Source organism: Sphingobacterium sp. UBA3519, from assembly GCF_002377215.1.
GTDB classification, from domain to species: domain Bacteria; phylum Bacteroidota; class Bacteroidia; order Sphingobacteriales; family Sphingobacteriaceae; genus Sphingobacterium; species Sphingobacterium multivorum.
In genome coordinates this window covers 96013-121866 of sequence record NZ_DFPI01000024.1, presented here as the reverse complement: position 1 = coordinate 121866, position 25854 = coordinate 96013, and the positions used below count along the sequence as shown (strand labels likewise).

At 41.6% G+C, this 25854-nt stretch carries 21 protein-coding genes; 9 read left to right on the top strand and 12 right to left on the bottom strand.

The genetic code is table 11. The features are described 5' to 3' along the window. Positions 1–9 precede the first annotated feature (9 nt). On the bottom strand, positions 10–1926 hold the full coding sequence (acs, locus tag B3297_RS13145) for an acetate--CoA ligase (protein ID WP_070560769.1): 1917 nt from the start codon (positions 1924–1926) through the stop codon (positions 10–12). Between the two features lie 184 nt (positions 1927–2110). Between acs and B3297_RS13140 the strand changes: the two genes are divergently transcribed. Further along, on the top strand, positions 2111–2989 hold the full coding sequence (locus B3297_RS13140) for a hypothetical protein (protein ID WP_286779001.1): 879 nt from the start codon (positions 2111–2113) through the stop codon (positions 2987–2989). A gap of 138 nt (positions 2990–3127) precedes the next feature. Here the strand turns inward: B3297_RS13140 and B3297_RS13135 are convergent, their stop codons facing one another. From B3297_RS13135 to rsmA, 3 genes are read right to left on the bottom strand one after another with little or no spacing between them, the layout of a single operon-like run. After that, complete coding sequence (locus B3297_RS13135) at positions 3128–4060, bottom strand: NAD(P)-dependent oxidoreductase (RefSeq protein WP_070560765.1); 933 nt, start codon at positions 4058–4060, stop codon at positions 3128–3130. A 59-nt stretch (positions 4061–4119) separates the two neighbouring features. Further along, a complete protein-coding gene (locus tag B3297_RS13130) occupies positions 4120–5304 on the bottom strand; it encodes an FAD-dependent monooxygenase (RefSeq protein WP_070560763.1) in 1185 nt (394 codons plus the stop codon). Position 5305: 1 nt separating this feature from the next. Continuing rightward, a complete protein-coding gene (gene rsmA / locus B3297_RS13125) occupies positions 5306–6085 on the bottom strand; it encodes a 16S rRNA (adenine(1518)-N(6)/adenine(1519)-N(6))-dimethyltransferase RsmA (RefSeq protein WP_286779000.1) in 780 nt (259 codons plus the stop codon). Between the two features lie 81 nt (positions 6086–6166). Here rsmA and pdxA point away from each other — a divergent pair, with 81 nt between their 5' ends. Genes pdxA through miaA form a run of 4 tightly spaced genes read left to right on the top strand, consistent with a single transcriptional unit; the run spans position 6167 to position 10317 of the window. Then, positions 6167–7222 (top strand): 4-hydroxythreonine-4-phosphate dehydrogenase PdxA, encoded by a 1056-nt coding sequence (pdxA, locus tag B3297_RS13120; RefSeq protein ID WP_070560760.1) that lies wholly within the window; start codon positions 6167–6169, stop codon positions 7220–7222. A 55-nt stretch (positions 7223–7277) separates the two neighbouring features. Beyond that, positions 7278–8711, top strand: a complete 1434-nt coding sequence (locus tag B3297_RS13115; RefSeq protein WP_070560759.1) for a CCA tRNA nucleotidyltransferase — start codon at positions 7278–7280, stop codon at positions 8709–8711. Between the two features lie 45 nt (positions 8712–8756). Next, a complete protein-coding gene (locus B3297_RS13110; RefSeq protein WP_070560757.1) occupies positions 8757–9350 on the top strand; it encodes an IS1096 element passenger TnpR family protein in 594 nt (197 codons plus the stop codon). Positions 9351–9396: 46 nt separating this feature from the next. Next, on the top strand, positions 9397–10317 hold the full coding sequence (gene miaA, locus B3297_RS13105) for a tRNA (adenosine(37)-N6)-dimethylallyltransferase MiaA (protein WP_088163026.1): 921 nt from the start codon (positions 9397–9399) through the stop codon (positions 10315–10317). A gap of 145 nt (positions 10318–10462) precedes the next feature. On the opposite strand, the gene B3297_RS13100 is transcribed toward miaA, so the two are convergent. Next, complete coding sequence (locus B3297_RS13100) at positions 10463–11533, bottom strand: branched-chain amino acid aminotransferase (protein ID WP_046672808.1); 1071 nt, start codon at positions 11531–11533, stop codon at positions 10463–10465. A 324-nt stretch (positions 11534–11857) separates the two neighbouring features. Between B3297_RS13100 and B3297_RS13095 the strand changes: the two genes are divergently transcribed. Further along, positions 11858–12016, top strand: a complete 159-nt coding sequence (locus B3297_RS13095; protein WP_157698580.1) for a hypothetical protein — start codon at positions 11858–11860, stop codon at positions 12014–12016. Positions 12017–12208: 192 nt separating this feature from the next. Here the strand turns inward: B3297_RS13095 and B3297_RS13090 are convergent, their stop codons facing one another. The 3 genes from B3297_RS13090 to recJ all read right to left on the bottom strand — a co-directional run bounded on the left by B3297_RS13090 (position 12209) and on the right by recJ (position 16336). Next, the gene (locus tag B3297_RS13090; protein ID WP_070560751.1) at positions 12209–13723 is read right to left on the bottom strand and encodes a GH3 auxin-responsive promoter family protein; all 1515 of its coding nucleotides are present in this window, start codon (positions 13721–13723) and stop codon (positions 12209–12211) included. 22 nt (positions 13724–13745) lie between these two features. After that, positions 13746–14480, bottom strand: coding sequence for an LPS export ABC transporter ATP-binding protein (lptB, locus tag B3297_RS13085; protein ID WP_028072074.1), 735 nt, complete (start codon positions 14478–14480; stop codon positions 13746–13748). 155 nt (positions 14481–14635) lie between these two features. Next, on the bottom strand, positions 14636–16336 hold the full coding sequence (gene recJ, locus B3297_RS13080; protein ID WP_070560747.1) for a single-stranded-DNA-specific exonuclease RecJ: 1701 nt from the start codon (positions 16334–16336) through the stop codon (positions 14636–14638). A gap of 114 nt (positions 16337–16450) precedes the next feature. Here recJ and B3297_RS13075 point away from each other — a divergent pair, with 114 nt between their 5' ends. Beyond that, positions 16451–17233 carry an MBL fold metallo-hydrolase gene (locus B3297_RS13075; RefSeq protein ID WP_286734623.1) on the top strand — a complete coding sequence of 261 codons (783 nt, stop codon included), beginning with the start codon at positions 16451–16453 and terminating at the stop codon, positions 17231–17233. Positions 17234–17281: 48 nt separating this feature from the next. On the opposite strand, the gene B3297_RS13070 is transcribed toward B3297_RS13075, so the two are convergent. Next, positions 17282–18904 (bottom strand): RagB/SusD family nutrient uptake outer membrane protein, encoded by a 1623-nt coding sequence (locus tag B3297_RS13070; RefSeq protein ID WP_286778999.1) that lies wholly within the window; start codon positions 18902–18904, stop codon positions 17282–17284. 13 nt (positions 18905–18917) lie between these two features. Then, positions 18918–21947: a SusC/RagA family TonB-linked outer membrane protein gene (locus B3297_RS13065; RefSeq protein WP_286778998.1), complete on the bottom strand. Its 3030-nt coding sequence runs from the start codon at positions 21945–21947 to the stop codon at positions 18918–18920. Between the two features lie 523 nt (positions 21948–22470). Here B3297_RS13065 and B3297_RS13060 point away from each other — a divergent pair. Both B3297_RS13060 and B3297_RS13055 read left to right on the top strand, forming a co-directional pair. After that, entirely contained in the window at positions 22471–22950 is a 480-nt protein-coding gene (locus tag B3297_RS13060; protein WP_046672804.1) for a cation:proton antiporter regulatory subunit, read from the top strand. A 3-nt stretch (positions 22951–22953) separates the two neighbouring features. Then, a complete protein-coding gene (locus B3297_RS13055; protein WP_286778997.1) occupies positions 22954–24195 on the top strand; it encodes a cation:proton antiporter in 1242 nt (413 codons plus the stop codon). A 119-nt stretch (positions 24196–24314) separates the two neighbouring features. On the opposite strand, the gene B3297_RS13050 is transcribed toward B3297_RS13055, so the two are convergent. Then, on the bottom strand, positions 24315–24644 hold the full coding sequence (locus B3297_RS13050) for a metal-sulfur cluster assembly factor (protein ID WP_070560743.1): 330 nt from the start codon (positions 24642–24644) through the stop codon (positions 24315–24317). Continuing rightward, entirely contained in the window at positions 24641–25810 is a 1170-nt protein-coding gene (locus B3297_RS13045; protein ID WP_070560742.1) for a glycosyltransferase family 4 protein, read from the bottom strand. The genes B3297_RS13050 and B3297_RS13045 overlap by 4 nt, the downstream gene beginning before the upstream one ends. Positions 25811–25854: the final 44 nt, after the last annotated feature.

The following is a 25854-nucleotide window of genomic DNA, read 5'->3' as shown; positions in this document are numbered from 1 at the left end:
CTTTATACGTTATTTTCTCAAGGCCGCAGCGCCTTTGATGATTCCTTCTACAACGGCAGGATCTTGAAGTGTTGAAGTATCTCCTACATTGGCGATATCGTCTTCGGCAATCTTGCGTAAGATACGACGCATGATCTTTCCTGAACGTGTTTTTGGTAAATCATCAACAAATTGGATAATGTCTGGTTTAGCAATTGGACCAATAATACGTGAAACAGTTTCCATGATATCCTTTCTGGTGGCTTCTGCATCGGTATGGTGATTCGCAATGACATAAGCATAGATACCCTGGCCTTTTACTGGGTGCGGATATCCGACAATGGCCGATTCAACAACGTCAGCGTGCATATTGATGGCATTTTCCACTTCTGCTGTACCAATGCGGTGACCTGAAACGTTCAATACATCATCTACACGGCCTGTGATTTTATAATAACCCTCCGGACTACGGAAACACCCGTCGCCTGTAAAATACATATCCTTATACGTCGAGAAATAGGTTTGACGACATCTGTCATGATCCCCCCATGTCGTGCGTAGCATACCGGGCCAAGGGAACTTGATACATAGGTTTCCTGTGACATCATTGCCTTCAATTTCTTTCCCATTCTCATCCATCAAAGCGGGTTGAATGCCCGGCATCGGGAACATCGCATAACTTGCTTTTTCAGGTGTTACGCCGGCAAGCGATGTGATTAAGTGACCGCCATTCTCTGTTTGCCAATAGGTATCCACAATAGGGCAGTTCTTTTTACCAACTTTTTCGTTAAACCAGTTCCAGGCTTCTTCGTTGATTGGTTCTCCTACGGACCCCAAAACACGCAAAGAGGAAAGATCGTTTTTGTCGACAAATTCGTCGCCAAAAGCCATTAATGAGCGTATAGCTGTGGGAGAAGTATAGATAATATTGACGTTGAATTTATCTACAATATCCCAATAACGGCTCGCGTCCGGGAAGGTTGGAATACCCTCAAACATTAAAGAAGTAGCTCCTTGTGATAACGGCCCATAGACGATGTAACTGTGTCCTGTAATCCAGCCAATATCTGCTGTACAGAAAAATACATCGTTTGGCTTATACTGGAACGTATTCATAAAGGTATAGCCTGTATACACCATATAGCCACCACAGGTGTGTACTACACCTTTAGGCTTACCTGTGGATCCCGATGTATAAAGAATGAATAAATTGTCTTCCGCATCCATCTCTTCTGCTGGACATGACGGATTTCCTTGTGTTTCTACTTTTTTGATCTCATCTTCCCACCATACATCACGGCCTTTGATCATCGATACCGGTGTACGTGTACGTGTTAAGACAATTACTTTTTCAACAGTGTCACATTGCATTAAAGCATCGTCCACAATGTTTTTTAAACCAATGGTTTTATTGCCACGGTAACTACCATCTGAAGTAACGATCAGTTTGCATTCTGCATCGACGATACGATCCGCGATAGAACGTGCTGAAAAGCCTCCAAACACCACCGAGTGGATAGCGCCAATGCGGGCACAGGCTAATACAGCGATAACCAATTCAGGAACCATCGGTAAGTAAATACATACCCGGTCTCCTTTTTTGATGTTATTATTTTTAAGTACGTTGGCAAATTGCTCTACCTTTTGTAGTAATTGTTTATAGGAAAGAATGCGGTGCGCTTCATTTGGATCGTTAGGTTCCCAGATGATGGCTGGTTTATCACCATTCGCATAAATATGGCGATCAAGACAGTTTTCTGTAATATTTAATTTAGCACCCTCAAACCATTTGACATTGGGTTCCTCAAAGTTCCAGCTCAGCACTTTATTCCATTTTCTCTTCCAGAAAAAATGATCTGCAATGCTCGCCCAAAACTCCTCAGGTTGTTCTACACTTCGCTTATATTCACTTTGATATTCTTCAAATGATTTTATTTGTAGGCTCATCGTTATTAGGATTATTATGAATTATTTTAATTTATATTGTTATCGTTGCGAAATCGTTTTTGATATTTCGATTTCGGTGTACAATTTAGCGGTTTTTGCCCATTTTATCAAAAAATTGATGTTTAATATAATGTTAAACTACTTTTATCTATAAGATTGTTATCTTGCATCAAGATTTACCAAGATGTCTTTTCTAAGAAAGCTATTCTATATTACAATCTATACACATCTGCTGATCGCCATGGCGGCCATGGCACAATGCGCGTTGACTTATATCATATTTGAACGGTCTATCAATTGGTATATCGTCTTAGTGGAAGGGACAGCGACTTTGTTGCTTTATAATTTTAGTCTGTGGTGGTCCAAACCGAAGAACCCAAAAGAATCTAAATTCCCCCGGACACGCTGGATCTTTAATCATGAATGGGTCATGTGGTTAAACAATGGTATCGCTTTGCTTGTGCTCGGTTATTGCTTGTGGTATATTCATGTGTACTCTTTTTTGTTTTTGGGATTTATTGGAATCCTGAGTCTGTTATACGGAATGCCCCTGTTTACCTTCCGTGACCGCAAAGTGGGCCTTCGACAGATACCCGGGGCCAAGATTTTTCATATTGCCCTGGTCTGGGTCTGCAGCAGTGTGGTGCTTCCCTATGTGGAACTGGCCAACGTCGGTGTCAAAATAGATCAGTGGGTTTTTATTGCGCTCTGCGGATTGAAGTTCATATTTTTGGTTATCTGTACCCTGCCTTTTGATATTCGGGATATCCAACAGGATTCCTATTATCACCTGCGGACTTTGCCCAATATGCTGGGCGAACAAAAAGCTAAAAATCTAACTTATGGGCTGTTGGGCCTCCATTGTGTTTTGATCCTGACGGTACCTTATTCGATACCTATTAAAATTGGATTGATTCTGACCAACGTGCTTATATTTGCTTTGCTAAAATTGGCTGTTTTCAAAACAAAAGATCATTATCACTATGCTTATCTACTTGACGGTAGCTTGGTGCTTCAGTTTCTGATTGTTGTTGTTATCGGTATCTTTAGTGCCGGAACCTGATTTTTTATACGTTTCAAGAGCAATAGGTTACTTTAACCTCCTAAGCGTGTATGGATAGGAGGAGATTGCTAGATTGATTGCTAGATTGCTAGATTGATTGATTGATTGGAGATTTTGGCAAATAGCTCTTTGTAAAAATTAAGATGTCAGAAAGGCGATGATCTTATCGGCAGCCACTTCCGATAATTTATAATAACTTTCGAATGTCCATCCGGCAACATGTGGAGATAAGATCACATTGTCTCTACGGATAAGATCTGCATACCAGTTCTGTTCAGCGAGTTTTGGGAATTTTTCTACGGGCAACACATCAAATGCTGCTCCGATAATGGAACCTGAATCAAGGCCGCTAAGCACTGCGGGTACTTGTACAATACCGCCTCGTGCCCCCAGTAAAAAGAAAATAGGTTTTTCAAATTTAGCCAGATAATCCACATCAATCATCCCCTTTGTTTCATCCGTTAAGGGGATATGGAAACTGATCACATCGGCTTCTTTGCAGATCTTTTCCATGTCTGCTGCTGATGCATATTGATCGGCGTAGTCGATTCGATATTTATCATAGGCAAGCACCTGTACATCAAAACCGGATAGTTTTTTTGCCATGGCCATACCATTGTGCCCATAGCCGATCAAGCCTACAGTACGTCCCTTAAGTTCGTATCCACGATTGGCTTCACGCAACCACTGGCCAGATCGTATTTGTTGGTCACCCCGATTCAGATTGTTCATTAGACTGAGCAACATACCGATCATATGTTCACCTACAGCATCCCGATTGCCTTCATTGGCCGGAATTAACAGCACATCTCTTTGCGCAGCAACTGTATCGTCGATATTGTCCATACCTGCACCAGCACGGGCGATAAAGCGGAGGTTTGGTGCTAGGTCAAAAAAAGCCTTATCTACCTGAAATTTGGAACGGATAACCATACCGGAGTAATTGGAGATGATTTTTTCAGCTTCTTCTCGGCTGATATCCGGTTGATAATGGTAGGCAATACCCGCTTCTTCAAATTTCTCAAGCATGATTTCATGAATGTCGTCGACGATCAAAATGGTAGTTTTCATTCAGTTATTTTTTTATGTGGGACTGATCAGTGAATACTGTTGTGGTGTAGTACGATGATTTAGATCCCAGCGTCATGATTATGGTTGATCTGCATAAAATCTACAGATAATAATTTGTTTAATTGTTGTTGTTTCATGCGGTTAGGCATTATTTTCATGCCAAAATTTCGCATTCTTATCAGGAATGGATTCTCCCATTGTGCGATTTTTCCTATCCTCCAGGAAGTATTACAGATGTAATTTACCCGATCCAATCTTCTTTTTTCGAATCCTTGAAAAGCCAAACTAACGGAAGCTGCGGTCTGGAGTTCATCCACGAGAACAGCAACATCTTCAATAGCCTGACAGGCTCCCTGGCCCAAGTTGGGAGTCGTTGCATGTCCAGCGTCACCCAATAATAGGATATTGTCAAAAGCGAGTTGCTGAAGTGGTTCGATGTCAATGATGTCATTTGCAATTAGCTCGCTATCCTTTGTTTCCGAAAGAATCGTTGGAATAGGGGCATGATAATCTTTAAAATTTTCGAGGAGCTCCTTTGTCTTCCAGTTTTTTAAGACCGGATTTTGTGCCTCAGTATTGATGCATGCGTACCAATAGATGCGGTTATTGACAAGTGGGGTCATCCCAAAGCGGCCTTTGCTGCCCCAGGTTTCTGTCCCCTTACTGAGCTGTATACTGCTATTATCGATGGTGGCCCGCCAACAGGTATAGCCTGAATAACGAGGTGCCGAACCCGGTATGAGTTGTTGTCGTAGTGCTGAGTGTACACCATCGGCAATCAAAAGGGCTTGGCCGCGTACATGGCTTCCGTCTGCGAAATAAACTTGAATATCTTCTCCCTCCCGTTCAAAGGAAACGGCACGTTTGCCGAGATGAACTTGTCCATTGGGGATTTTGGATAAGAGAAACTGATGCAGATCTGCCCGATGGATAGCGAAATTGTCCTGTTGATATTTTTGACTGATTGACCTGGTGTCTGGTTCAACAAGAATATTTCCCTTTTGATCCAAGACATTATAAGATGCAAGGTAATGCCCTATCGGAACGATTTCATCCTTCAATCCGAGATGTTCCAAAGCTTGCATGGCGTTGGCTGCGAGCCCGAATCCAGCACCTATGCCTTTGAGTTCAATGGCGCTTTCATAGACATGTGCTTCAATACCTACTTTTGCAAGCCCTATTGCAGCACATAATCCAGCGATACCTCCGCCTACGATAATAAATGTGCTGTCCGTCGAATGCATATTAAAGACTGTTTGCTATTTCGTTTGTTAAACCGACAAAATCATCTACCGTCAATCGTTCTGCGCGTAGCTCGTACAGTGGATTGTCGGACATTTTATCTTTGGGAACAACGCCCGAAAGTGAGTTACGGAGGGTTTTACGACGTTGATTGAAGCCCGCTTTAACAACACGCCAAAATAGTTTTTCATCACAATTCAATTGTTCACGGTCATTGCGCGTCATGCGGATAACGCCCGACAATACTTTTGGCGGTGGATTAAAAGCTCCTGCTTTTACAGTAAAAAGGTATTCTACTTTATAATAGGCTTGTAAAAAGACACTCATGATACCATATTCCTTGCTGCCCGCCTTAGCTGTACAACGTTCGGCTACTTCTTTCTGGAACATACCCGTCATTTGAACGACACGTTGGCGTTCATCCAAAATTTTAAAGAGAATCTGGGAGGAGATGTTGTAAGGGAAATTGCCAATGACAGCCATTTTCTCACCAAAATACTGTGAAAAGTCAAGGTTTAGGAAATCACCGTGGATCAATCGCTTACCCAATTGGGGATATTTATCGTCCAAATAAGCAATGGATTCGTCATCCACATCGATCAAATAGGTTTCATATTCCTCTTTTTGCAAGAGAAAATCAGAAAGTACACCCATTCCTGGACCTACTTCAAGCACTTGGCTAAAACCCAATTTAGGATCCAATGCTTCCACAATCTTTTGTGCAGTATTTTTATCGTTCAAGAAATGCTGTCCTAAATGTTTTTTTGCTCTTACTGTGCTCATGTTGCAAAAGTAAAAAATAAATAAGTGAAAAGTCATTCTAAGAAAAAAATCCCTATTTTTGAATCAAAGCATTTAAATAGAATGAGCGATAAATTAAAAATCGGAATTACCGTAGGCGATATTAACGGCATTGGACTTGAAGTCATCATTAAATCTTTGGTAGATCAGCGTATGTGCGATTTCTTTACGCCAGTGGTTTACGGAAATACAAAGGTTGCTTCTTTTCACCGTAAAGCGATCGGTGTAAATGATTTTAGTTTTAACGTAATCAATGATGCTGAGCAGGCGCATTCCAAAAGAGCAAATATGATCAATTGCTGGCAGGAAGACGTCAAGATTTCGTTGGGTGAAGAAAACGAAATTGGCGGTAAATATGCCTTCCTTTCGTTGGAGAAAGCTGTTGAGGACCTGAAAGCTGGCAAAATTGATGCTTTAGTGACTGCCCCAATTAATAAGCATAATATTCAACAGGAGGGATTTCAATTTCCGGGCCATACCGAATACCTGCAGGCCAAAGTAGAGGCTGATGATGTATTGATGTTTATGGTTTGTGATGAATTGCGTATTGGTGTGGTAACAGGTCATATTCCACTGCATGAGGTTGCGGCTAATATTACCGAAGAAGCTATTCTTAAAAAGCTAGCCCTGATGAATGACTCGTTGAAGAAAGATTTTTGGATTGAAAAGCCTAAGATCGCAGTTTTGGGACTAAATCCACATGCTGGCGATCATGGGATTATTGGCACCGAAGATGATCAGATCATTAGACCTACCGTAGAAAAAGCAAACGAACAGGGGATCTTCTGCTTTGGTCCATATCCTGCCGATGGATTCTTCGCAAAAGGTGCTTATGAGAAATTCGATGCGGTACTCGCGATGTACCATGACCAGGGGTTAATCCCTTTTAAGCATATTGCCAAAGGTGCCGGTGTAAACTTTACAGCCGGTTTACCTATCGTACGCACTTCGCCAGATCATGGTACAGGCTATGATATTGCTGGAAAAAACTTAGCTTCTGAAAGCTCTTTTGTAGAGGCAATTTTCTCGGCTTTACATATTGTAAAACGCCGTCGTGAACAAGCCGAATTACTTAAAAATCCACTTGCTTTCCGTAAGTTGTCCAAAGATAGGGATTAGGGAAAAAAATTGTTACTTTTGCAAACTGTTTGGTTTTTTACCTGCTGTTTTGACTATGTACGATAATTTACAACATCCAATCTTTTCAATCATTAAGGAACTCGCCGAGACAACAAATACAGAATGTTATGTCATTGGGGGGTATGTTCGCGACTATATTATGAAGCGGCCTTTTAAGAATGATGTGGATATTGTTGTCGTCGGCAGCGGCATTGAATTTGCGACTTTATTGGGTGATAGGCTACATACTAAAGTTGCTGTCTACAAGAATTTTGGTACAGCAATGCTGGTTTATGAAGGACTCAATGTGGAGTTTGTCGGTGCCCGAAGGGAATCTTATCGTGCCAATTCACGTAAGCCTATTGTGGAAGACGGTACCTTATCCGATGATCAAAATCGACGTGATTTTACGATCAACGCGATGGCGTTTTCATTGAATAAAGCGGATTATGGTACTTTAGTGGATCCATTTGACGGCGTGCAAGATCTTGAACAGCGCGTTATTCGAACGCCTCTGGATCCGATAGAAACGTTTTCCGATGATCCACTGCGTATGATGCGGGCTATCCGTTTTGCGACACAGCTAAATTTTAAAATCACGATTGATGCGATCAAAGCGATTAGCGATACCAAAGAGCGAATAAAGATTATCTCGAAAGAACGTATTATCGATGAAATCAATAAGATTATTCTCTCACCTAAGCCGTCAGTCGGTTTTAAATATCTTTTTGATACCGGTCTCCTGGAATTGATCTTTCCGGCCATGTATAATTTACACGGAGTTGATGTCATTGATGGCAAAGGCCATAAAGATAATTTCTACCATACGTTGGAAGTGTTGGATAATGTATGCGAATTGTCTGAAGACCTTTGGTTACGTTGGGCAGCGATTATGCATGATATTGCCAAACCGGCAACAAAACGTTTCGATAAAAAGCTCGGCTGGACGTTTCATGGCCACGAAGATCGTGGTGCACGTATGGTACCAAAGCTTTTTGCTGAATTGAAGCTGCCGCTCCATGAGAAAATGAAATTTGTGCAAAAGCTGGTACAATTGCATCTTCGGCCTATTGTCTTGGCGCAGGATATCGTAACGGATTCTGCTGTCCGTCGTCTCTTGTTTGAGGCGGGGGATGATATTGAAGCCCTTATGATGCTATGCCATGCGGATGTGACCACAAAAAATGAGTTTAAAAAGAAAAAATATCGTCAGAATTTTGAACTTGTCAAACAAAAATTGAAGGACGTCGAAGAGCGGGACAAGGTTCGAAACTGGCAGCCGCCGATCAGTGGAGAGGATATCATGGTCCTATTTGGCTTAGCGCCAGGGCGTACTGTAGGCCAGCTGAAAAATTTGATTCGTGAGGCTATTCTAGAGGGCGATATTCCAAATTCCAGGGTAGAAGCTTATCAATTCTTGGTGAAAAAAGCAGGGGAAATGAACCTGACGATCAAACAAGAAATACCATTGGAAATTTCCAATTCTTAAAATATAGTATTAATTTTAGAGGGTTAAAAGAAGAAAATAGCAGAGATGGCAATTTATAGATTTAGAGTTACTTTTGAGGATTATGAAGATGTATATCGTGAGATCGACATGCCTTCTAAAAGTACATTTATAGACCTGCATGAGGAAATCCATAAATCAACAGGTTATGCTGCGGATGCATCTTCCTCGTTCTATGTGAGCAATGATCAGTGGAAAAAGGGAACGGAGATTGCATTCAAGCCTACACAACGTAAAAAAGATGCTGAGGTATTGTTGATGGAGAATATCCGTTTAAGTAAGTTTATTGATGATCCACATCAGAAATTTTACTACGTTTACAATTTTGATCGTCCTTATGATTTCCAGGTTGAATTGATCAAGATCTTGAAGGAAGAGGATGGAAAAGACTATCCGGCGCTGTTTAAGTCTATGGGGCAGGTTCCCAAAACTATGACTGCGGCTAATTTCCCCGTGTCAGATTCGGTTGAAGAGGACGATTATGTGGAGGAAGATGATACGCAATATGGCGTCGATGATGAAGACGAATTGGATGGCTTCGACAGTGATGGTGACGATGAGGAAGAGGGCGAAGAAGGTGAAGAGCGTGAAGAATCCAACGGCTACGAAGACGAATATTAATTAACAAGACTTTACAGGTTTTTTTCAGCCTGTGAAGTGCTATATTATGGCAAATAAAAAAACATTGATAGCCATTGTGGGGCCAACTGCTGTTGGTAAGACTACAATGGCTATTTCATTGGCGCAATATTTTAAAACAGCGATAATTTCTGCTGATTCTCGTCAGTTCTATCGGGAAATGTCTATTGGTACAGCTAAACCAGATCCAGCGGAACTTGCTGCTGCTCCTCATTATTTCATTGATTCACACTCCATCACGCAGGATTATTCTGCAGGCGATTTTGAACGTGAGGCCTTACTGAAACTAGAAGAACTATTTCAATTGCATGATGTCGTAATTATGGTAGGTGGATCGGGCCTGTTTGTACGGGCCCTGTGCGAAGGATTGGATGATCTGCCCAAGGCGGGGGATGAAGTGCGCGAGCGACTTAATCATGAACTTGCAGTATTGGGATTGGAGGTCTTAAAAGATCGATTGAAAAGTATTGACCCTGCATATTTTGAAACGGCAGACATCGATAATCCGCAACGTGTCGTACGGGCGCTTGAAGTTTTTGAGGAGACTGGTAAACCGATGTCATTTTACCATAAGAAAGATGTCGAGAAAAGACCTTTTGATATCCTTACCATTGGCTTGAATATGGATCGGGCGAACTTGTATGAAAGGATCAATTTACGTGTAGATTTGATGATGAAAAATGGCTTACTGGACGAAGTGAAAGCTTTACTTCCTTTCAGAACGAAGCCTGCATTGCTCACTGTTGGCTACGCTGAGTTGTTTGATTATCTCGATGGCAAGCAGTCTTTGACGGAAGCGACCGAGAAAATCAAACAAAATTCGAGACGTTATGCCAAGCGACAGATTACATGGTTTAAAAAATATGGCAATACGCATTGGTTTCAGTCCCAGGAGACAGCTGCTATAATTGATTTTATTCAAAAGGAGCTGACAGGAGAGCATTCCTAAGGATCTAGCAGCAGTGAACTAGATGTTATCCTCGAAGGTTCAGACGAGGTATATAGACCGCGTTTCAAGGTATGGATAACGTATATATGCCATAAAAAAAGCCTTTGTTATTAATAACAAAGGCTTTTCTATTTCATTTTGGAAATTACTTTACTAAATAGTTCCATCCGAATGGATCTTCTACTTTGCCATAGCGCAAGTCGTTGAGGTAATTCAAAACACGATTTGAAAACTCGCGGCCCTCTACTGGTGGCAAGTGGTAATCTTGTCCTTCAAAACCGATACGGCTGATATCCGTAATTGTGGCTGCAGTACCAGCTGCGAAAGCTTCAGTTACTGTACCGGCTTTAATACCGTCAATTAATTCTTGAATAGATACCTTTCTCTGCTCGGCTTTATAACCCCATTTCTCCGCCAATTCCATAATTGTACGTCGTGTTACACCGTGTAAGATCGTATCACCATGTGGTGTAATAATCGTATCTCCAATGCGGAAAATAAGGTTTGCCGTACCTGCTTCTTCAATATATTTATGTTCAGAAGCATCTGTCCACATAATTTGGTCATAACCTTCATCATTGGCCAATTGTGTAGGGTAAAGCGATAATGCATAGTTACCTGCATTTTTAGAAAAGCCAACACCACCTTCTGCTGCACGCGTATAATAGGTCTCAACTTTTAAGCTGATTGCTTTGCTGTAATATGCGCCTACAGGGCCAGTGATAATGATAAATTTGTATGACTTTGAAGGGTGTACACCTAATGCTGCTTCTGTTGCGAACATAAAAGGACGGATGTACAATGATGAACCTTCTTTTGCCGGGATCCAGTTACGGTCGATGTCCAATAGCTTGCTTAGGCCATCCATAAAAATCTCCTCAGGTACCTCCGGCATTTGAAGACGTGCGGCAGATTTGTTGAATCTTTCCCAGTTTCTGTCCGGACGGAAGATACTCACTGTTCCATCTGCAAATTTATAAGCCTTGATTCCTTCAAAGATCGCTTGACCATAATGTAAAGCGGACATCGAAGGACTAATACTGATATCTCCATAAGGGACGATGCTGACATCTTTCCATTCACCGTCATCATAGTTTGCGACCAGCATGTGGTCGGATAAAATCTTTCCGAATTTTAGATTGTCGAAATCTACTTGCGAGAGTCTTGAATTTTGAGTTGGCTCTACGCGAATTGAATAGTTCTCTGTCGCGTTCATCTTATTTTTTAATTACTTAGGCTAAGTTAGGAAAAAAATGAAATATAAGTTGCACCTGTACCCGGATAATTTACCCGCTTCGATATGCCTTTTATTTCGGACAGTTGTTCCCTATTTTACTACACTTTTTTTGAAATGGAAGAATTTTACTTCATATTTCTCGGCTAGACTGTATTAATAATTAAATGTGTTAAGTATTTATTAATTAACGCCGTTATTTCATATTATGGCATAAAGTTTGGCTATAAAGAATGCGGTCCTATAGATGGGCTTTTTGGTCCGCAGTAACGCTATAAAATCACTTATCATAAAAATAAACTTAGTATGGAATTGACTCACAGTCTTAACAAAAGTAGTGAAGTAACATCAGGCGACAATCGCTCAGTGTTACAGGGTGAAGTTGAAGTTCAGAAGAAAGGTATTTCTATGAATTTTATCCTTGGTTTTTTTGTGTTTTTATATAAAACGGCAATTAAACCTTAACAAACCTCCATTATAGTCTAAGCTTTCTTGAGCTTACCAATTAGACGAACGCACAGCGGTTCTTTAAAACAACAAAATTCAGCAATACGAGATTAGCCAAAATAAGGGAATCCAAAAAATTTTGGCTAATCTCCAGCCGGAGACCCCCTATTATTCGGTCAATGTGCGGAATATTTTAGTCTGTATGCCGTATTATTCGGCTAGTATTTTCAACAGCGGGTCGAGATATTCGCGACTATTGCTCAATCTTGGAACCTTATTTTGTCCACCTAGCTTACCTCTTGATTTCATCCATTTATAGAACGTATCTTCGGGCGCATTGTGTACAATAGGTGGTCGTAGGGCCATATTCTTAAAACGTTTGGCGTCATAATCCGAATTGATTTCACGGAGTTTAGCATCCAATATTTCACAAAAACGCCTAAAATCATTGGGTTGTTGTTCAAATTCTATCACCCATTCATGTGCTCCGGCTTCGGCATCTTTAAAATAGACAGGTCCAGCGGTATAATCTTTTATACGTGCCTGTGTCAACTTGCTCGCTTCGGCCAGGGCCTGTTCGGCGTTGTCAACAATAACCTCTTCGCCAAAGGTGTTAATGTATTGTTTGGTACGTCCGGAGATCTGAAAACGATAAGGGGATAATGATGTAAACTTGATGGTATCTCCGATTTTATAACGCCACAAACCAGCATTCGTTGAAATGATCAATGCATAGTTTTTGCCAAGCTCCACCTGATCCAAACGTAAGGTTGACGGATTTTCTTCGTGCATTCGCTCAGTAGGTAAGAATTCGTAATAAATACCATAATCTAGCATAAGCAGAAGATCTTCCGAATCCGATTGATCTTGTAGACCAAAATATCCTTCTGAGGCATTATAATTCTCTAGATAATACATATTGTCAGAAGGGATCAATTTTTGGAATTGCTCGCGATAAGGTTTGAAGCTCACTCCGCCATGCCCATAAAACTCTAGATTTGGCCATACCTCCAATAGGTTGTCTTTGCCTGTAATCTCAAGAATACGTTTGGCCATAACAATATTCCATGTCGGTACGCCAGCTAGACTCGTTACGTTTTCTTTGAGTGTAATTTGAGCAATCTGTTCAATTTTCTCTTCAAAGTTTGGATTTAAAGTAACCTCCATATTGGGCGTTCGCTTAAATTCTGCCCAGAAAGGAAGGTTACGGATGAGGATTGATGAAAGATCGCCGTAGTAGGAATCCGGACTGAAATTGTTGATTTGTGAAGAACCACCAATAACAACAGATTTTCCCGTAAATACGCGGTTTTCGGGTCTATTATGACAATAGATTGTAAGCATATCTTTACCGCCCTGGAAGTGACACTCTTCGAGTGCTTCCTCACTAACGGGAATAAATTTGCTACGGTCAGATGTAGTGCCTGAGGACTTGGCAAACCATTTGATATCAGAAGGCCACAAGATATTCTGTTCGCCTTTTATCATGCGATCAACGTAGCCCTTAATATCATCATAGTCCTGTATAGGGACACGTTCTTTGAAGATTTCGGGCGTTAATATACTTGTATAATCGTATTTTTTTCCCCATTCCGTAGCTTCAGCAGTGGCAATTAAACTCTGAAACCATTCTTCTTGTACATCGTGTGGGTATTTCATGAAAAGTTCAATCTGGTGAATTCTTTTTTTCATGAACCAAGTAAAAATGGAGTTTAATAAGGCCATAGGGGGAGAGATTCTTTAATCTTTAAAATTTTTTCCTTCTTAATTCAAAATGTCTACCGAGATAAAATTTACGGGCAAGCTCATTATCTGCAATTTCCTCAGGTGTACCCGTCAGCATAATCTTTCCTTCGGTCAGGAGGTAGGCCCTGTCCGTAATAGATAGGGTTTCCTGTACGTTGTGGTCGGTAATTAAGATGCCGATATTACGGGTTTTGAGCTTGGCTACGATCGTCTGAATTTCTTCTACGGCGATTGGGTCAACCCCTGCAAAAGGTTCATCCAAAAGTATAAAAGATGGATTTGCAGCTAATGCTCGCGCAATTTCGGTACGTCGACGCTCACCACCGGATAACAAATCACCCCTGTTTTTGCGGACACGGTGTAGGCTGAATTCTGTGAGTAGTTCTTCCAGTTTTGCCAAGCGTTCTTCTTTATTTGGATAGTGGATTTCTAATACAGCCAGGATGTTGTTTTCTACGGAGAGCTTCCGAAAGACGGATGCTTCCTGAGCGAGGTAACCTATCCCACGTTGGGCACGTTGGTACATCGCATCCTGCGTAATCTCCTGATCGTCGAGGAATACTTTGCCTTCATTGGGCTTGATCAGACCAACAATCATATAGAATGAGGTCGTTTTTCCTGCCCCATTGGGGCCCAATAACCCGACAATCTCTCCTTGTTCCACATGGAAGGAAACATTGTTGACAACGGTTCGCTGCTTATATTTTTTTATGAGATGTTCTGCCTTTAAAATCATCTTCGTGGAGTGTCTTGTGTTATATGTATCTGTTCAATAGGACTACTTAAGAACCCTCACCGTTCTTTCATGCCTGGTATCTAATCCAGTATGAGGGTTTTATGCCTGACCAAATCTTGTGTAAATATATTTAATATCTTCTTACTATTGCAATACTAATACTTAATCCCTTTGATGTTTAGCTGTAAGTTTCTTTTGTTGCGCCACACATTCTCTTCAATGCTGTAACAGATGTCGAAACTTTGTCCGGAATTGATATGTGTGATATGTTCTGCTAGTCCAAAACCGATACAGTCAAATGAAGGAGAGTCTTCTTGAACAACGGTCATCTTGAGGTGATTGGTGCCTACAATAAAAGCTTGTCCTACTGCATTTACCTTTTTACTTAGGAAAATAGGAGATTCATTTTGGGGCCCGAAAGGTTCAAACTGCTGGAGAATACGGAAGAACTTAGCATCTATATCCTTCAACGCTAGCTTAGCATCGATCAAAATTTCTTGGGTCAGCATTTCAGGACTGATACGTCGCGATACCACTTCCTCAAAACGATCTTGGAATAGGGTGACATTATCTAAGGACATCGTTAATCCGGCAGCATATTTATGACCGCCAAATTGTTCCAATAGATCGGCGCATTCGCTTAAGGCTTCATACAAGTCAAAACCCAGTACCGAACGGCAGGAACCTGCAATATGACCATTTGTTTCGGTCAATATAATCGTCGGACGGTAATATTTTTCGGTCAGGCGGGAAGCTACAATACCAATGACACCTTTGTGCCAGTCGGCTTTATACAATACCGTGGATTTGCGGCTTTTAAGTAGGGCATTGTCCTCAATGAGTGCCAGCGCTTCTTCTGTTATTTTGAGATCAAAATCTTTACGGACATTATTTTGATCGTCTATGCTCGAACTGAAGTCTTTGGCTTCTTGTAGCGATTTGGAAATCAAAAGCTTGACGGCGTCTTTGGCATGGTCTATTCTGCCCGCAGCATTAATGCGTGGGCCGATCTGGAACACGATGTCGTTAACTGTAAAGATCTTCGTTCGATTATTTGATAAATCAATCAGTGCCTTTAGTCCGACGCAGGGATTCGTATTAAGTTTAATAAGGCCAAAGTGGCTGAGTATTCTATTTTCACCGGTAATCGGAACAATGTCCGAAGCGATACTCACGGCCACAAGATCTAGAAACTGATAGCAGGCATTGATATCCATGCCATTGGTCAATATAAAAGCCTGAATAATCTTAAAGCCGATTCCACAACCTGAAAGTTCTTTGTAGGGATATTCACAGTCTGCTCGCTTGGGGTCTAATACGGCATAAGCTTTGGGAAGTTCTTCACCGGGAAGGTGGTGATCGCCAATGATAAAATCAATTCCTTTGCTATTTGCGTAATCTATTTTATCGACTGCCTTGATGCCGCAGTCCAATGCAATAATTAAGCTGAAACCATTTGCTGCGGCATAGTCGATGCCTTGTGTAGAGATGCCATAACCTTCGGCATAGCGGTCTGGTATATAAAACTCCAGCTGGCTATGAAATTCCCTGAAAAAACTATAAACAACGGCTACCGCTGTGGTACCGTCTACGTCATAGTCTCCATAGATCAGAATTTTTTCTTTGTTGCCGATGGCTTGGATAATACGGGTGATGGCTTTCTCCATGTCCCGCATCAAAAATGGATCGTGCAAATCCGATAATTGAGGTCTAAAAAACTGCTTTGATTCGTCAAAAGTCTCAATTCCCCTGCTCACGAGCAACTCTGCCAATACAGTGTTGATGTTTAATTCCTCGCGCAGTTTGTTGGTTATTTTGACATCAGTTTTAGATTTTAGTACCCACCTTTTTTGCATATCTTTGCACAATATTTTAAGTGTAAATATACGTTTTAAGGCTGGACTTACCTAATTCCTAAACCCGGTATTGATCCGCTGTTGCTTAACGTGCATATTCCCAATGTTTTAAATATGGTGCAGGCTTATTCTTTATATGAAGGTTCTTTTTCTGTAGACAAGAGTAGAAAATTTATTCCCTTTGACCCACTTCTAGACGACCCTAAGGACCGACCGGGGGCGATGTTTATCCATGTCCATCCCTTCTTGATCCAAACTAATTCCGGGCTTGTTCTCTGTGATACCGGCCTTGGCTATACGGATGACAGTGCTGTGCTACAGCTGCATCATAATATCCGTAAGGCTGGCTTTAGACCCGAAGATGTAAAATATGTACTGATGTCCCATCTTCATAAGGATCATGCCGGTGGGATGGTGACATTTGAAAACGGAACAGGACGTATCGCATTTCCTGAAGCCGAATATATTGTTCAGCGTGGCGAATGGGAAGACGCCTATTCAGGCATCTCCAGTTCATACAGGACCGAGATTTTTGATGTGATTCAACGCAGTGGAAATTTGGTACTGGTGGAAGGTGAAGGAAAAATAAATGATGAAATCAGCTATGCGCTCAATGGTGGACATACCGCACATCATCAGGCATTTCATATTCAAACGGATGATCAGCACTATTTCTTTGGCGGAGATGTATTACCTGAGCCTGAAGAAATTTTCCATAATTATGTCGCCAAATATGATTTCGATGGTCGGCGCTCCAAATTCTTGCGTCAGGAGTATTGGGCAGAAGGCGCGCCAGCGGGCTGGATTTTTTTGTTTTATCATTCTAAAAATATAACCATTGGCCGTAGTCAGATCCGGGAAGATGGAACCTATAAGCTAGTTGACGCAAAGTCATAAAGGAAAAACCTCCATGACCTTTTGGGAACATGGAGGTTTTTGGAAGGTTTAGTATCCCGGATTTTGCGGGAAGGCTGCACCAGTGTTACTGTCGATAACTTCTTGTGGAATAGGCCAAAGAATAAATTCTTTTTTCACCACATTTTTTGATTGTGTGTTTAATGTTTGCACGCGACGTAAAAAGATGTCGTCACCAAAACGGGCAAGGGTCATACGGCGCATTTCCTCACCAATAAGCTCCCGGGCGCGTTCGTCGAGAATCAAATCAGCATTGATTGCTGTAGCATCGATTAATGACGCCTTTGCACGGGCGCGGACAGCATTGATGGCGTCTTTAGCTTGTGCCGGTTTATTGGCGCGCCAGTATGCTTCAGCCAATAGCAGGTAAGTTTCTGCCAAACGTACTTTCACACGGTCCTTCATATTTCCTTCAAATGCAGGGTCAACAGCTGTCTTTCCGTAGAAAAATTTGGTTGTTGTCGGGAATACATTGCCTGATTCTTTGATGGCGTCGGTCAGTTCGATCTTCTTGCCATAAAGTTCAGGGACGGAAGGATCGTTGTAATACCAATCGCGTTTGATATTGAAAGATGAATTTCTGACATCTTGTTTTTCATAACTATCCAGCCACCATTGATAAGGGCGTACGTGCCCAAGACCTCTTCCACCAAGTGAGTCGGCCAAGGCAAATCCTTTTTGTTGTGAATAGAAAGGCACCCAGGCACGTTTACTCCAATCCGTGTAGCGGTCGCCGCCCCCTTGTGTATTATATTCCAATTGGATGGCCCAGATCGTTTCTTGATTGCCGGAACCGCGATTTTGATTGTTTTCGATAAACATATCGTGGAAATAATCCCCGGGTTTATCTTTTTCGGCGCCAAAACGTTGATCGTTCAATTTAAAGTAACCACTTTGAATAACTTTGTTGGCAGCTTCTGCAGCTAAATCTGGCTGCCCAGCTTCGATATATGCTTCTGCCAGGTAGTGTAAAGCAGCCCATTTCGTCAATTTACCTTCCTGAATTGTTCCTGGATTGTCGGGCAGGTTTTCACTTGCATACTTAAGGTCTTCAATCATGTGCGTCAAGATTTCAGCTTTCGGTGTACGTGTGAAATCGCGACGGGGTGTTTCGGATACTTTGTCCACCCAAGGCACATCGCCGTACAGGTTGACTAAGTAGCGATAACTGTAGGCACGGAAGAAACGAGCCGTTGCTTCCACACGTTTTGGATCGTTGTCCTTGTCTGTCCAGCTAATACCATCCTTTTTTAAAGCCTCAAGGATGGTATTGGTATTGCCAATAAATCCGTAGGCATATTTCCAATAATTGCGGACATAAGACGAAGCAGGATTTAGCGTATAATTGCTGAATGGAGCCAATGTAGCGTCTGTACCTGTGGTTTTGATAGCAACGATATCTGTTCCGACCTGTAACGCCTCCTGTGGAGTTGCTCCTTGGGAAAAGATACTACCGTTCCAGGTCAGGAATTCCATGCGGGCATAAGAGTATAAACCATTTAGTCCAGTTTCGAAGCCTTTCGTATTGATATAGGTATTATCAGGTGACTGAAAGCTGCTGGTGTCTTCATTTAAGAAGTTCTTGCTGCAGCCTGTAAAAAGTAAGCTTAGGCCAGCTAGCATTGTATATAAAGTTGTATTTCTTTTCTTCATGATCTTGATGTGTTTAGAATTGGACATTTACTCCCAATGAGAATGTTCTCGCAACAGGATAAGGACTGGCAATATTTGTCGTTGTTGGATTACCTGTGGTCGAACTTACGCTCAATGCCTCTACGTTGTAACCTTTGATTTTGGAGAATGTATAGAGGTTACGGGCGTTAATAAATGCTTTAATGGAAGAGAGATTCAATCTTTTTAGAAAATCGCCATCAAAGGTATAGCCCAAGCTAAAGTCCCTAATTCGCCAATAGGATGAATTGATATAATACGTATGGTTGTTTACTGGCGTGTATCCAGGGGATGGGATGTCTGTGTTTGTACGCTCCGGTGTCCAGTAAGGCATGTCAGCAAGATAATTGGCGCCGTTGTTAGGTAAGAAACGTTCGATGTTTTTGAAATCATCTATTTTCGTTCCACCAAATGCCCCATTCATAAAGAACGACAGGGAGAAATTTTTGTACGTGAAATCATTGCCTATACCAAGTGTATAAGGTGATATTTTGTTCCCCATCATGGTACGGTCATTGGCATCGATTATACCGTCGTTGTTGAGGTCTGCTAACTTGGCATCGCCAGGTTTCGCTTTAGGTTGATAGGAGTTTGCGATGTCGTCGCCCTCTTGCCATACACCAATGACTTTATAATCGTAGAAAATACGGATAGGCTTTCCGATTAACCAGGCATTGGTCAAATCATCTTTTCCGTCAGCGCGCAGTTTGGTGATTTTATTGTTGTTATAAGCAAAGGTTGTATTTACATTCCATTGGAAATGGTCATTTTTGACAGGTATGGCATTCAAGGTAACTTCTATCCCTTTGTTGGAAGTTTCACCGATATTGGTCAAAATGGTGTTATAGCCGTTCATGACAGGGACCTGTTCACTTAATAAAAGATCCGATGTTTTTGAGGAGTAGTAGTCGATCGTTCCTGAAAGTCTATTTTTGAGAATCCCAAAATCCAAACCAAGGTTTAATGAAGCTGTCGTTTCCCACGTTAGATTGCTTCCACGTCCATTGAAATTCATCACAAGTCCTTTGACTGGATCAAGACCATAAATATAATCGACGTTGGTCAGACGGTCATAAGTTTGATAAGGTGATACGGCCTGATTTCCATTTTTACCATAAGAAACACGAAGTTTTAACAAGTCGAAATATTCCTGCACATTCCCTTCTTTAGAAATTACCCAGGCTCCTGCAACGGATGGGAAAAATGCATATCGGTTGTTAACAGAAAATGCGCTATAACCGTCCGAACGACCTGTTAAAGTTAATAGGTAGCGATCCTTAAAGGCATAGTTGATTCTTCCCATATAGGAAATCATCGCTGTATTTTGAAGGTTGGATTCGATCTTAAGATTTTTAGAGGCAGAAGCCATGTTGTTATATCCGGCATCTGATACAAAATCGTCTCCATTCATTCTTGAAGTTTTCAAATTTGTTTTCTGGGAAGAATAGAGGCCCACGACATTGATCTTATGGTCACCAAAGGTACGGTCATAGGTCAAGAGATTTTCCCAGGTCCAGTCCCAGAAATGCTCATTGTAAATTGATCCGGTACCATTCACGCCGCGTCCTGTGACCGTATTTGAGCCATAGTAGGAGTTTTCGTTAATATTTCGGTAGTTGGTTCCGAATGTGGTTTTGAAACTTAATCCTTCAATAGGAAGTTTCACATCAAGCCAAGTATTCGCATAGACCGTTCTTCTGGTCTGATCCCACTGGCCTTTTTCGTCTGCGAAAGGGTGTGCCCACAAGGTTTGTGCGTACATTGGGTACGTTACAGCAGTGCCATCGGCATCACGGTTTTTACTGTAAGGGGAAAGTTTTACAACACTTTCAAGGTTAGGCTGTACGCCGTCACGGTTCCCTTGAGAAGCCTGCATGGTCATTCCTAGCTTTAACCAAGAGCTTAAACTTTGGTTGAGGTTTAGATTGACATTATATCTTTCGTAGGGCGTGTTTTTTACCACACCATCTTGATTTAGGTAGCTTACAGATGCATAATAATCGGATTTATCTGTTCCACCTGAAAAACTGAGTTGATGTTCCTGAATGGGAGCGCCACTATTGAATACTTCGTCCTGCCAATTGACTTCTTCCCCTTTTTTGTATTGTTCCAATACGTTGGCAAAAAGATAATTTTCTGGGTTGAGCTGATCGCCGGTTTTTCCTTTCGAAGCCTGGTAATCACGCATAAATTGGATGTACTGTGGACCGTTCATCAATTTAAGGCGGCGTTCTACACTTTGAACCCCAAAATAGCCGTTATAATTGATGCGTGCTTTCCCTGCGGCACCCTTTTTTGAGGTGATGAGGATAACGCCATTTGCAGCTCTTGAACCATAGATTGCGGTGGATGAAGCATCTTTCAGTACCGAGATACTGGCAATTGTATTGGAAGAGATATCGCCCAGGGAACCACTAAAAGGAATTCCATCCAGGATAATTAGGGGTGCATTGGACGCCGAGATCGAGTTCTCACCGCGGATATTGATAGAAGCTGTTTCGCCAGGTTTTGCCGAACCGGAATTGATCGCCAGACCGGAAATCTTACCTTGAAGTTTATCGACAACATTCGGTGAATTTATTCGTTCCAGGGATTTTGCTTCCACTGTAGCGATACTTCCTGTCAAATCGCTCTTTTTCTGTTTACCATAACCTACGACCACAACTTCATCCAAAACATCCTCGGATTTTGTCAAGGTTATTTGTGATGCTTGTGATACGGGAACTTCTTTCGCCGTAAATCCGATCGAGTTAAATGTTAGGATGGCACTTTTTGAACTGACGTTCAGTGAGAAGATACCGTCTTGATTGGTTGTAGTTGCTGCTGCTTTACCTTTTTCAGAAACAGTAACACCGCTTATTGGTTTCCCCGTTTCATCAACGACCTTTCCGGAGACGACTTGCTGGAAGGGTGAACGACTGGTTATTGCAACCAAATTACGTGGATTTGCTACCCCGTAAATAGGTGCCGCTAATGACAAGATTGATAATGGTGTCAGAAGGATGAGATGACTCTTTTTGACCATAGGTGTGTAATTTAGATTCAGTAAGTGTTTAATGCGGCAATTATAAAGAAATAAAGCGTTGGCAATTCTATTGCTTCTTGGAACAAACGATTGCACGAACTACGAAAACGTTATAGAAATGGGGTTTTGTAATGAAAAATTGGAGCTAATTGAAGCTGATTTGTTCGGCTAGGAATTCCGATCGTTAATAACATGTATACGTCGAGCGTTTTTAGTGTTGTTCAGTTGTGTCATCAAGATGCCATACGTCGAAAAAAGGGATGATATCGGTTAAAAGGGTCGTTTTTCTGCTCTTTTTTTAGTATTTTGGGGTAATTTGGTCTTTGTAGCCCATCCCGTCAGATACCAGCGGATTCGTTTAAGATTGATTTTTTGGGTAAATTTGTGTTTTAGTAGCTAAGGGCTGATGCTGTTTTTTCTAAAAGTCTTTTTTTTGTTAGAAAGAACCTTTAGCTTGTTTTCGTAATTGTTGTAAACAACGTTATGAAGCTTATATTATTAGTATTTATTTAAATAGAAGATTATGTCTATTGTAAGAGAGTCCGATCTGATTGGAATTGGAAAAAAATTTCAAATTGAAACCGATGCGGGAGACAATATGGTTGTTGTTATCCATGACGATGGCAGACGGGAACTTTATCGCTATGATGACGAGGAACATGAGTCACGTTGCGTCATGACACTCAATGACGATGAATCTCGGCAGATTGCGGGTATTATCGGTGGTTTGTCCTACAAGCCTAAAGCTTTGGAGACAATTGAAGTTGCTTTGGACGATTTACGCATTGAATGGTACAAAGTAGAAGGCAAAAATGAGGGGGCCGGAAAGACGATTGGAGAGCTGGAAGTTCGTCAACGTACAGGTGCATCGATTATTGCTGGGATACGGGATGATGATACGGTTATCAATCCAGGACCGTCTTATTTGATTAGCCCAGGCACCACACTTGTCATTGCTGGAAAGAAGAATAATATTAAACTTTTGAAGGAAATTTTATTGTAATATATGCTATCACATACCTTAATACTGGAAATTGGAATCGCTGTAGGACTTGTTGCCATTGTTGGCCTAATAGCCAATAAGCTTAAGTTTTCTGTTATTCCATTTTTCATTATTATAGGAATGGTTTTGGGACAGCACGCTCCGCAGGTTGGTCTGGTGGATTTAACATTTACAGAAAGTAAACCCTTTATAGATTTCATGGGACGGTTGGGTGTATTATTCCTGCTGTTCTACTTGGGACTTGAGTTTTCGGTCAATCGCCTTATTAAATCCGGTAAAGCAATTGTGACAGGCGGGACAATTTACGTCTTATTGAACTTTACTTCAGGCTTGTTGATCGGATGGCTAATGGATATGCCATTTAAGGAGATGATGGTCTTATGCGGTATCATGACAAGTTCTTCCACGGCCATTGTCGCAAAGGTTCTTACAGATCTCAAACGTACGGCCAACCCGGAGACTGAGGTCATTATGGGGATGATTATGTTCGATGATCTGTTTATAGCGATGCATATCTCTTTCCTTTCAGGCTTGATACTGACAGGAAGCAGTTCGTTTTGGACGGTAGCAGGAACGTCCTTACTGGCCTTGGGATTTATATTGACCTTTTTGATTTTGGGCAGAAAACTGGTGCCTGCGATCGATCGCTTATTGAAGGAAAAAACTTCTGAATTATTTATATTGATCATCTTTGCCTTACTTTTTATTGTGGCAGGTTTCTCCGAAACCATCCATGTTGCGGAGGCTATCGGGGCATTGATGGCCGGCTTAGTGTTGGCGGATTCGCAATACATCAAAAAGATTGAATCGATGGTGCTGCCCTATAAGGACTTTTTTGGGGCCATGTTTTTCTTTAGTTTCGGATTGTCTATTGACATTATGTCCCTTGGAGGAGCTGTCTTTTGGGCTTCGATTGCAGCGCTGGTGACGGTGATGGGGAATCTTGCTTCGGGCTATTTTGCAGCTAAATTTTCGGGTATGAAACCTAAAACGTCCTTTGATATTGGTTTTACCTTGTCTGCACGGGGGGAGTTTTCCATTATCATGGCAAATATTGGTAAAGCAGGGGCTTTATTACCCGTTATTCAATCCTTTGTGGTCGTATATGTGCTCATTCTTTCCATTGTATCCCCACTATTGACCAAAGAGTCACGTAAGCTTTGGAAATTACTTTTCGGTGCGGATGCCAATAGTGCCAAGCCTTTGAAAAAGTTGAGCGATTTGGAAAACAATCAGGGCAGATAGACCTGCGGATAGGGTACAGCTCAAACGATGTTTTAGGAGAGGCATATAGCATATACAAACAAAACGGGGCTTTCCAATATTCTTGGATAGCCCTGTTTTGTTTGATTAGTCGGTGAATTTTACAAAAAACCCAGCTCCAGTTTTGCTTCTTCAGACATCATGTCTTTTGTCCAGGGTGGATCAAATGTCAATTCGACCAATGCTTCTTTGACACCTGCTACAGCAGCAACTTTTTCCTGAACTTCATTCATGATTTCGCCTGCCACGGGGCAGCCAGGAGCAGTCAGCGTCATTACAATCTTTGCAATACCCTCTTCCTTCGTAATGATTTCATATACAAGCCCCAAATCCACAATATTTGCGGGTTTCAGTTCAGGATCATAAATTGTTTCCAGTACAGCTTGGATTTGTGGCGCTAGACCCAGTTTATCTAATATAATGATACTCATTTATTCCGTTTTTTATCGTGAATAGCGTCCTGATAGATCGCTAATAATTTCGCTTCATTTATTTCAGGAGTAAAATTACTAAAATAGTAAGCAATACAGGTCTTTCTTATCTCATCTTTTTCATTTGTTGTTTTTGTGCTCCACTCCGTTAAGCATTGGATAATATCGTTTTTGTTGTGGGGATCGAACGTTTGTCCTGTTTTGCCGGGGATAATCAGTTCGGGGAGCGGGCCTAAATTGGAGCAAAGCACAGCTGTTCCGACTGAATAAGCCTCAAGAATCGTAATCGGCATCCCTTCAAAACAAATCGATGGTACAAGTAAAGCCTGTGCTTTGGCTATCAAGGGAAGTATTTCTGATCTCTTTTTAAAACCGAGGTAGGAAATATTCGCCTGGTGTTTAATGCTTCTCAAAACCTCATTTTCGAGCGGACCGCCGCCGATAATTGCTAGTTGAAAATCTGTGCCGATGAAAGCATCGATCAGCTGTAATATCCCCTTTTCATCTGAAAGACGACCGACATATACAAAGTGGGCCTGCGGACCCTCTGGTGCTATTGTCGTAGGAAAGACAAAATTCGGTTTGATCGCGAATTTAGTAGGCGGAAGATGCAAGGTCGATTCAACGAATATGTTCTTTGCAAAGGAGCTTAAATTGATGTAGCGATTTACTTTTGCCCAAGTTCCAATTTTGCGGTGAAACCAGTAATTCAGTGCGAGAAGAAATGTTTTTACTATCGAGTTGTTAAATGCTTTTTGTCGGACGGCTGTCCACGGAAACTCCTCTTGGAGTGAGTCCAGAAAGAGACGGTTGTGATGGTACAGTGTCGCCGAAGGGCATAGTAAACGAAAATTGTGCAGGGTCATGACCTGGGGGACGCCGAGTTTGGCAATGGTACGCACGATAATCGGGCCTGCTGCATAATGCGTGTTGTGAACGTGAACGATGTCTGGTTTAAACGCCCGAATTATTTTTTTGACACGTTGAGCAGCGCAAATATTCCAAAAAGATCCTATTGTCTGTAGTGCACCCTGCAACCCCTTTTTATTTTGAAACGTTAGCGTTTGGACCTCATGTCCTTGCGCGAGGAGGGAAGATTCCTGCTGAAATACAGTGTCTTCACCACCAGGATCTTGATAAAATGTATGGATAATCAGTATGCGCATAATAAAAGACTTATACAAATGTACAATTTTGAGGTGACTTCCTT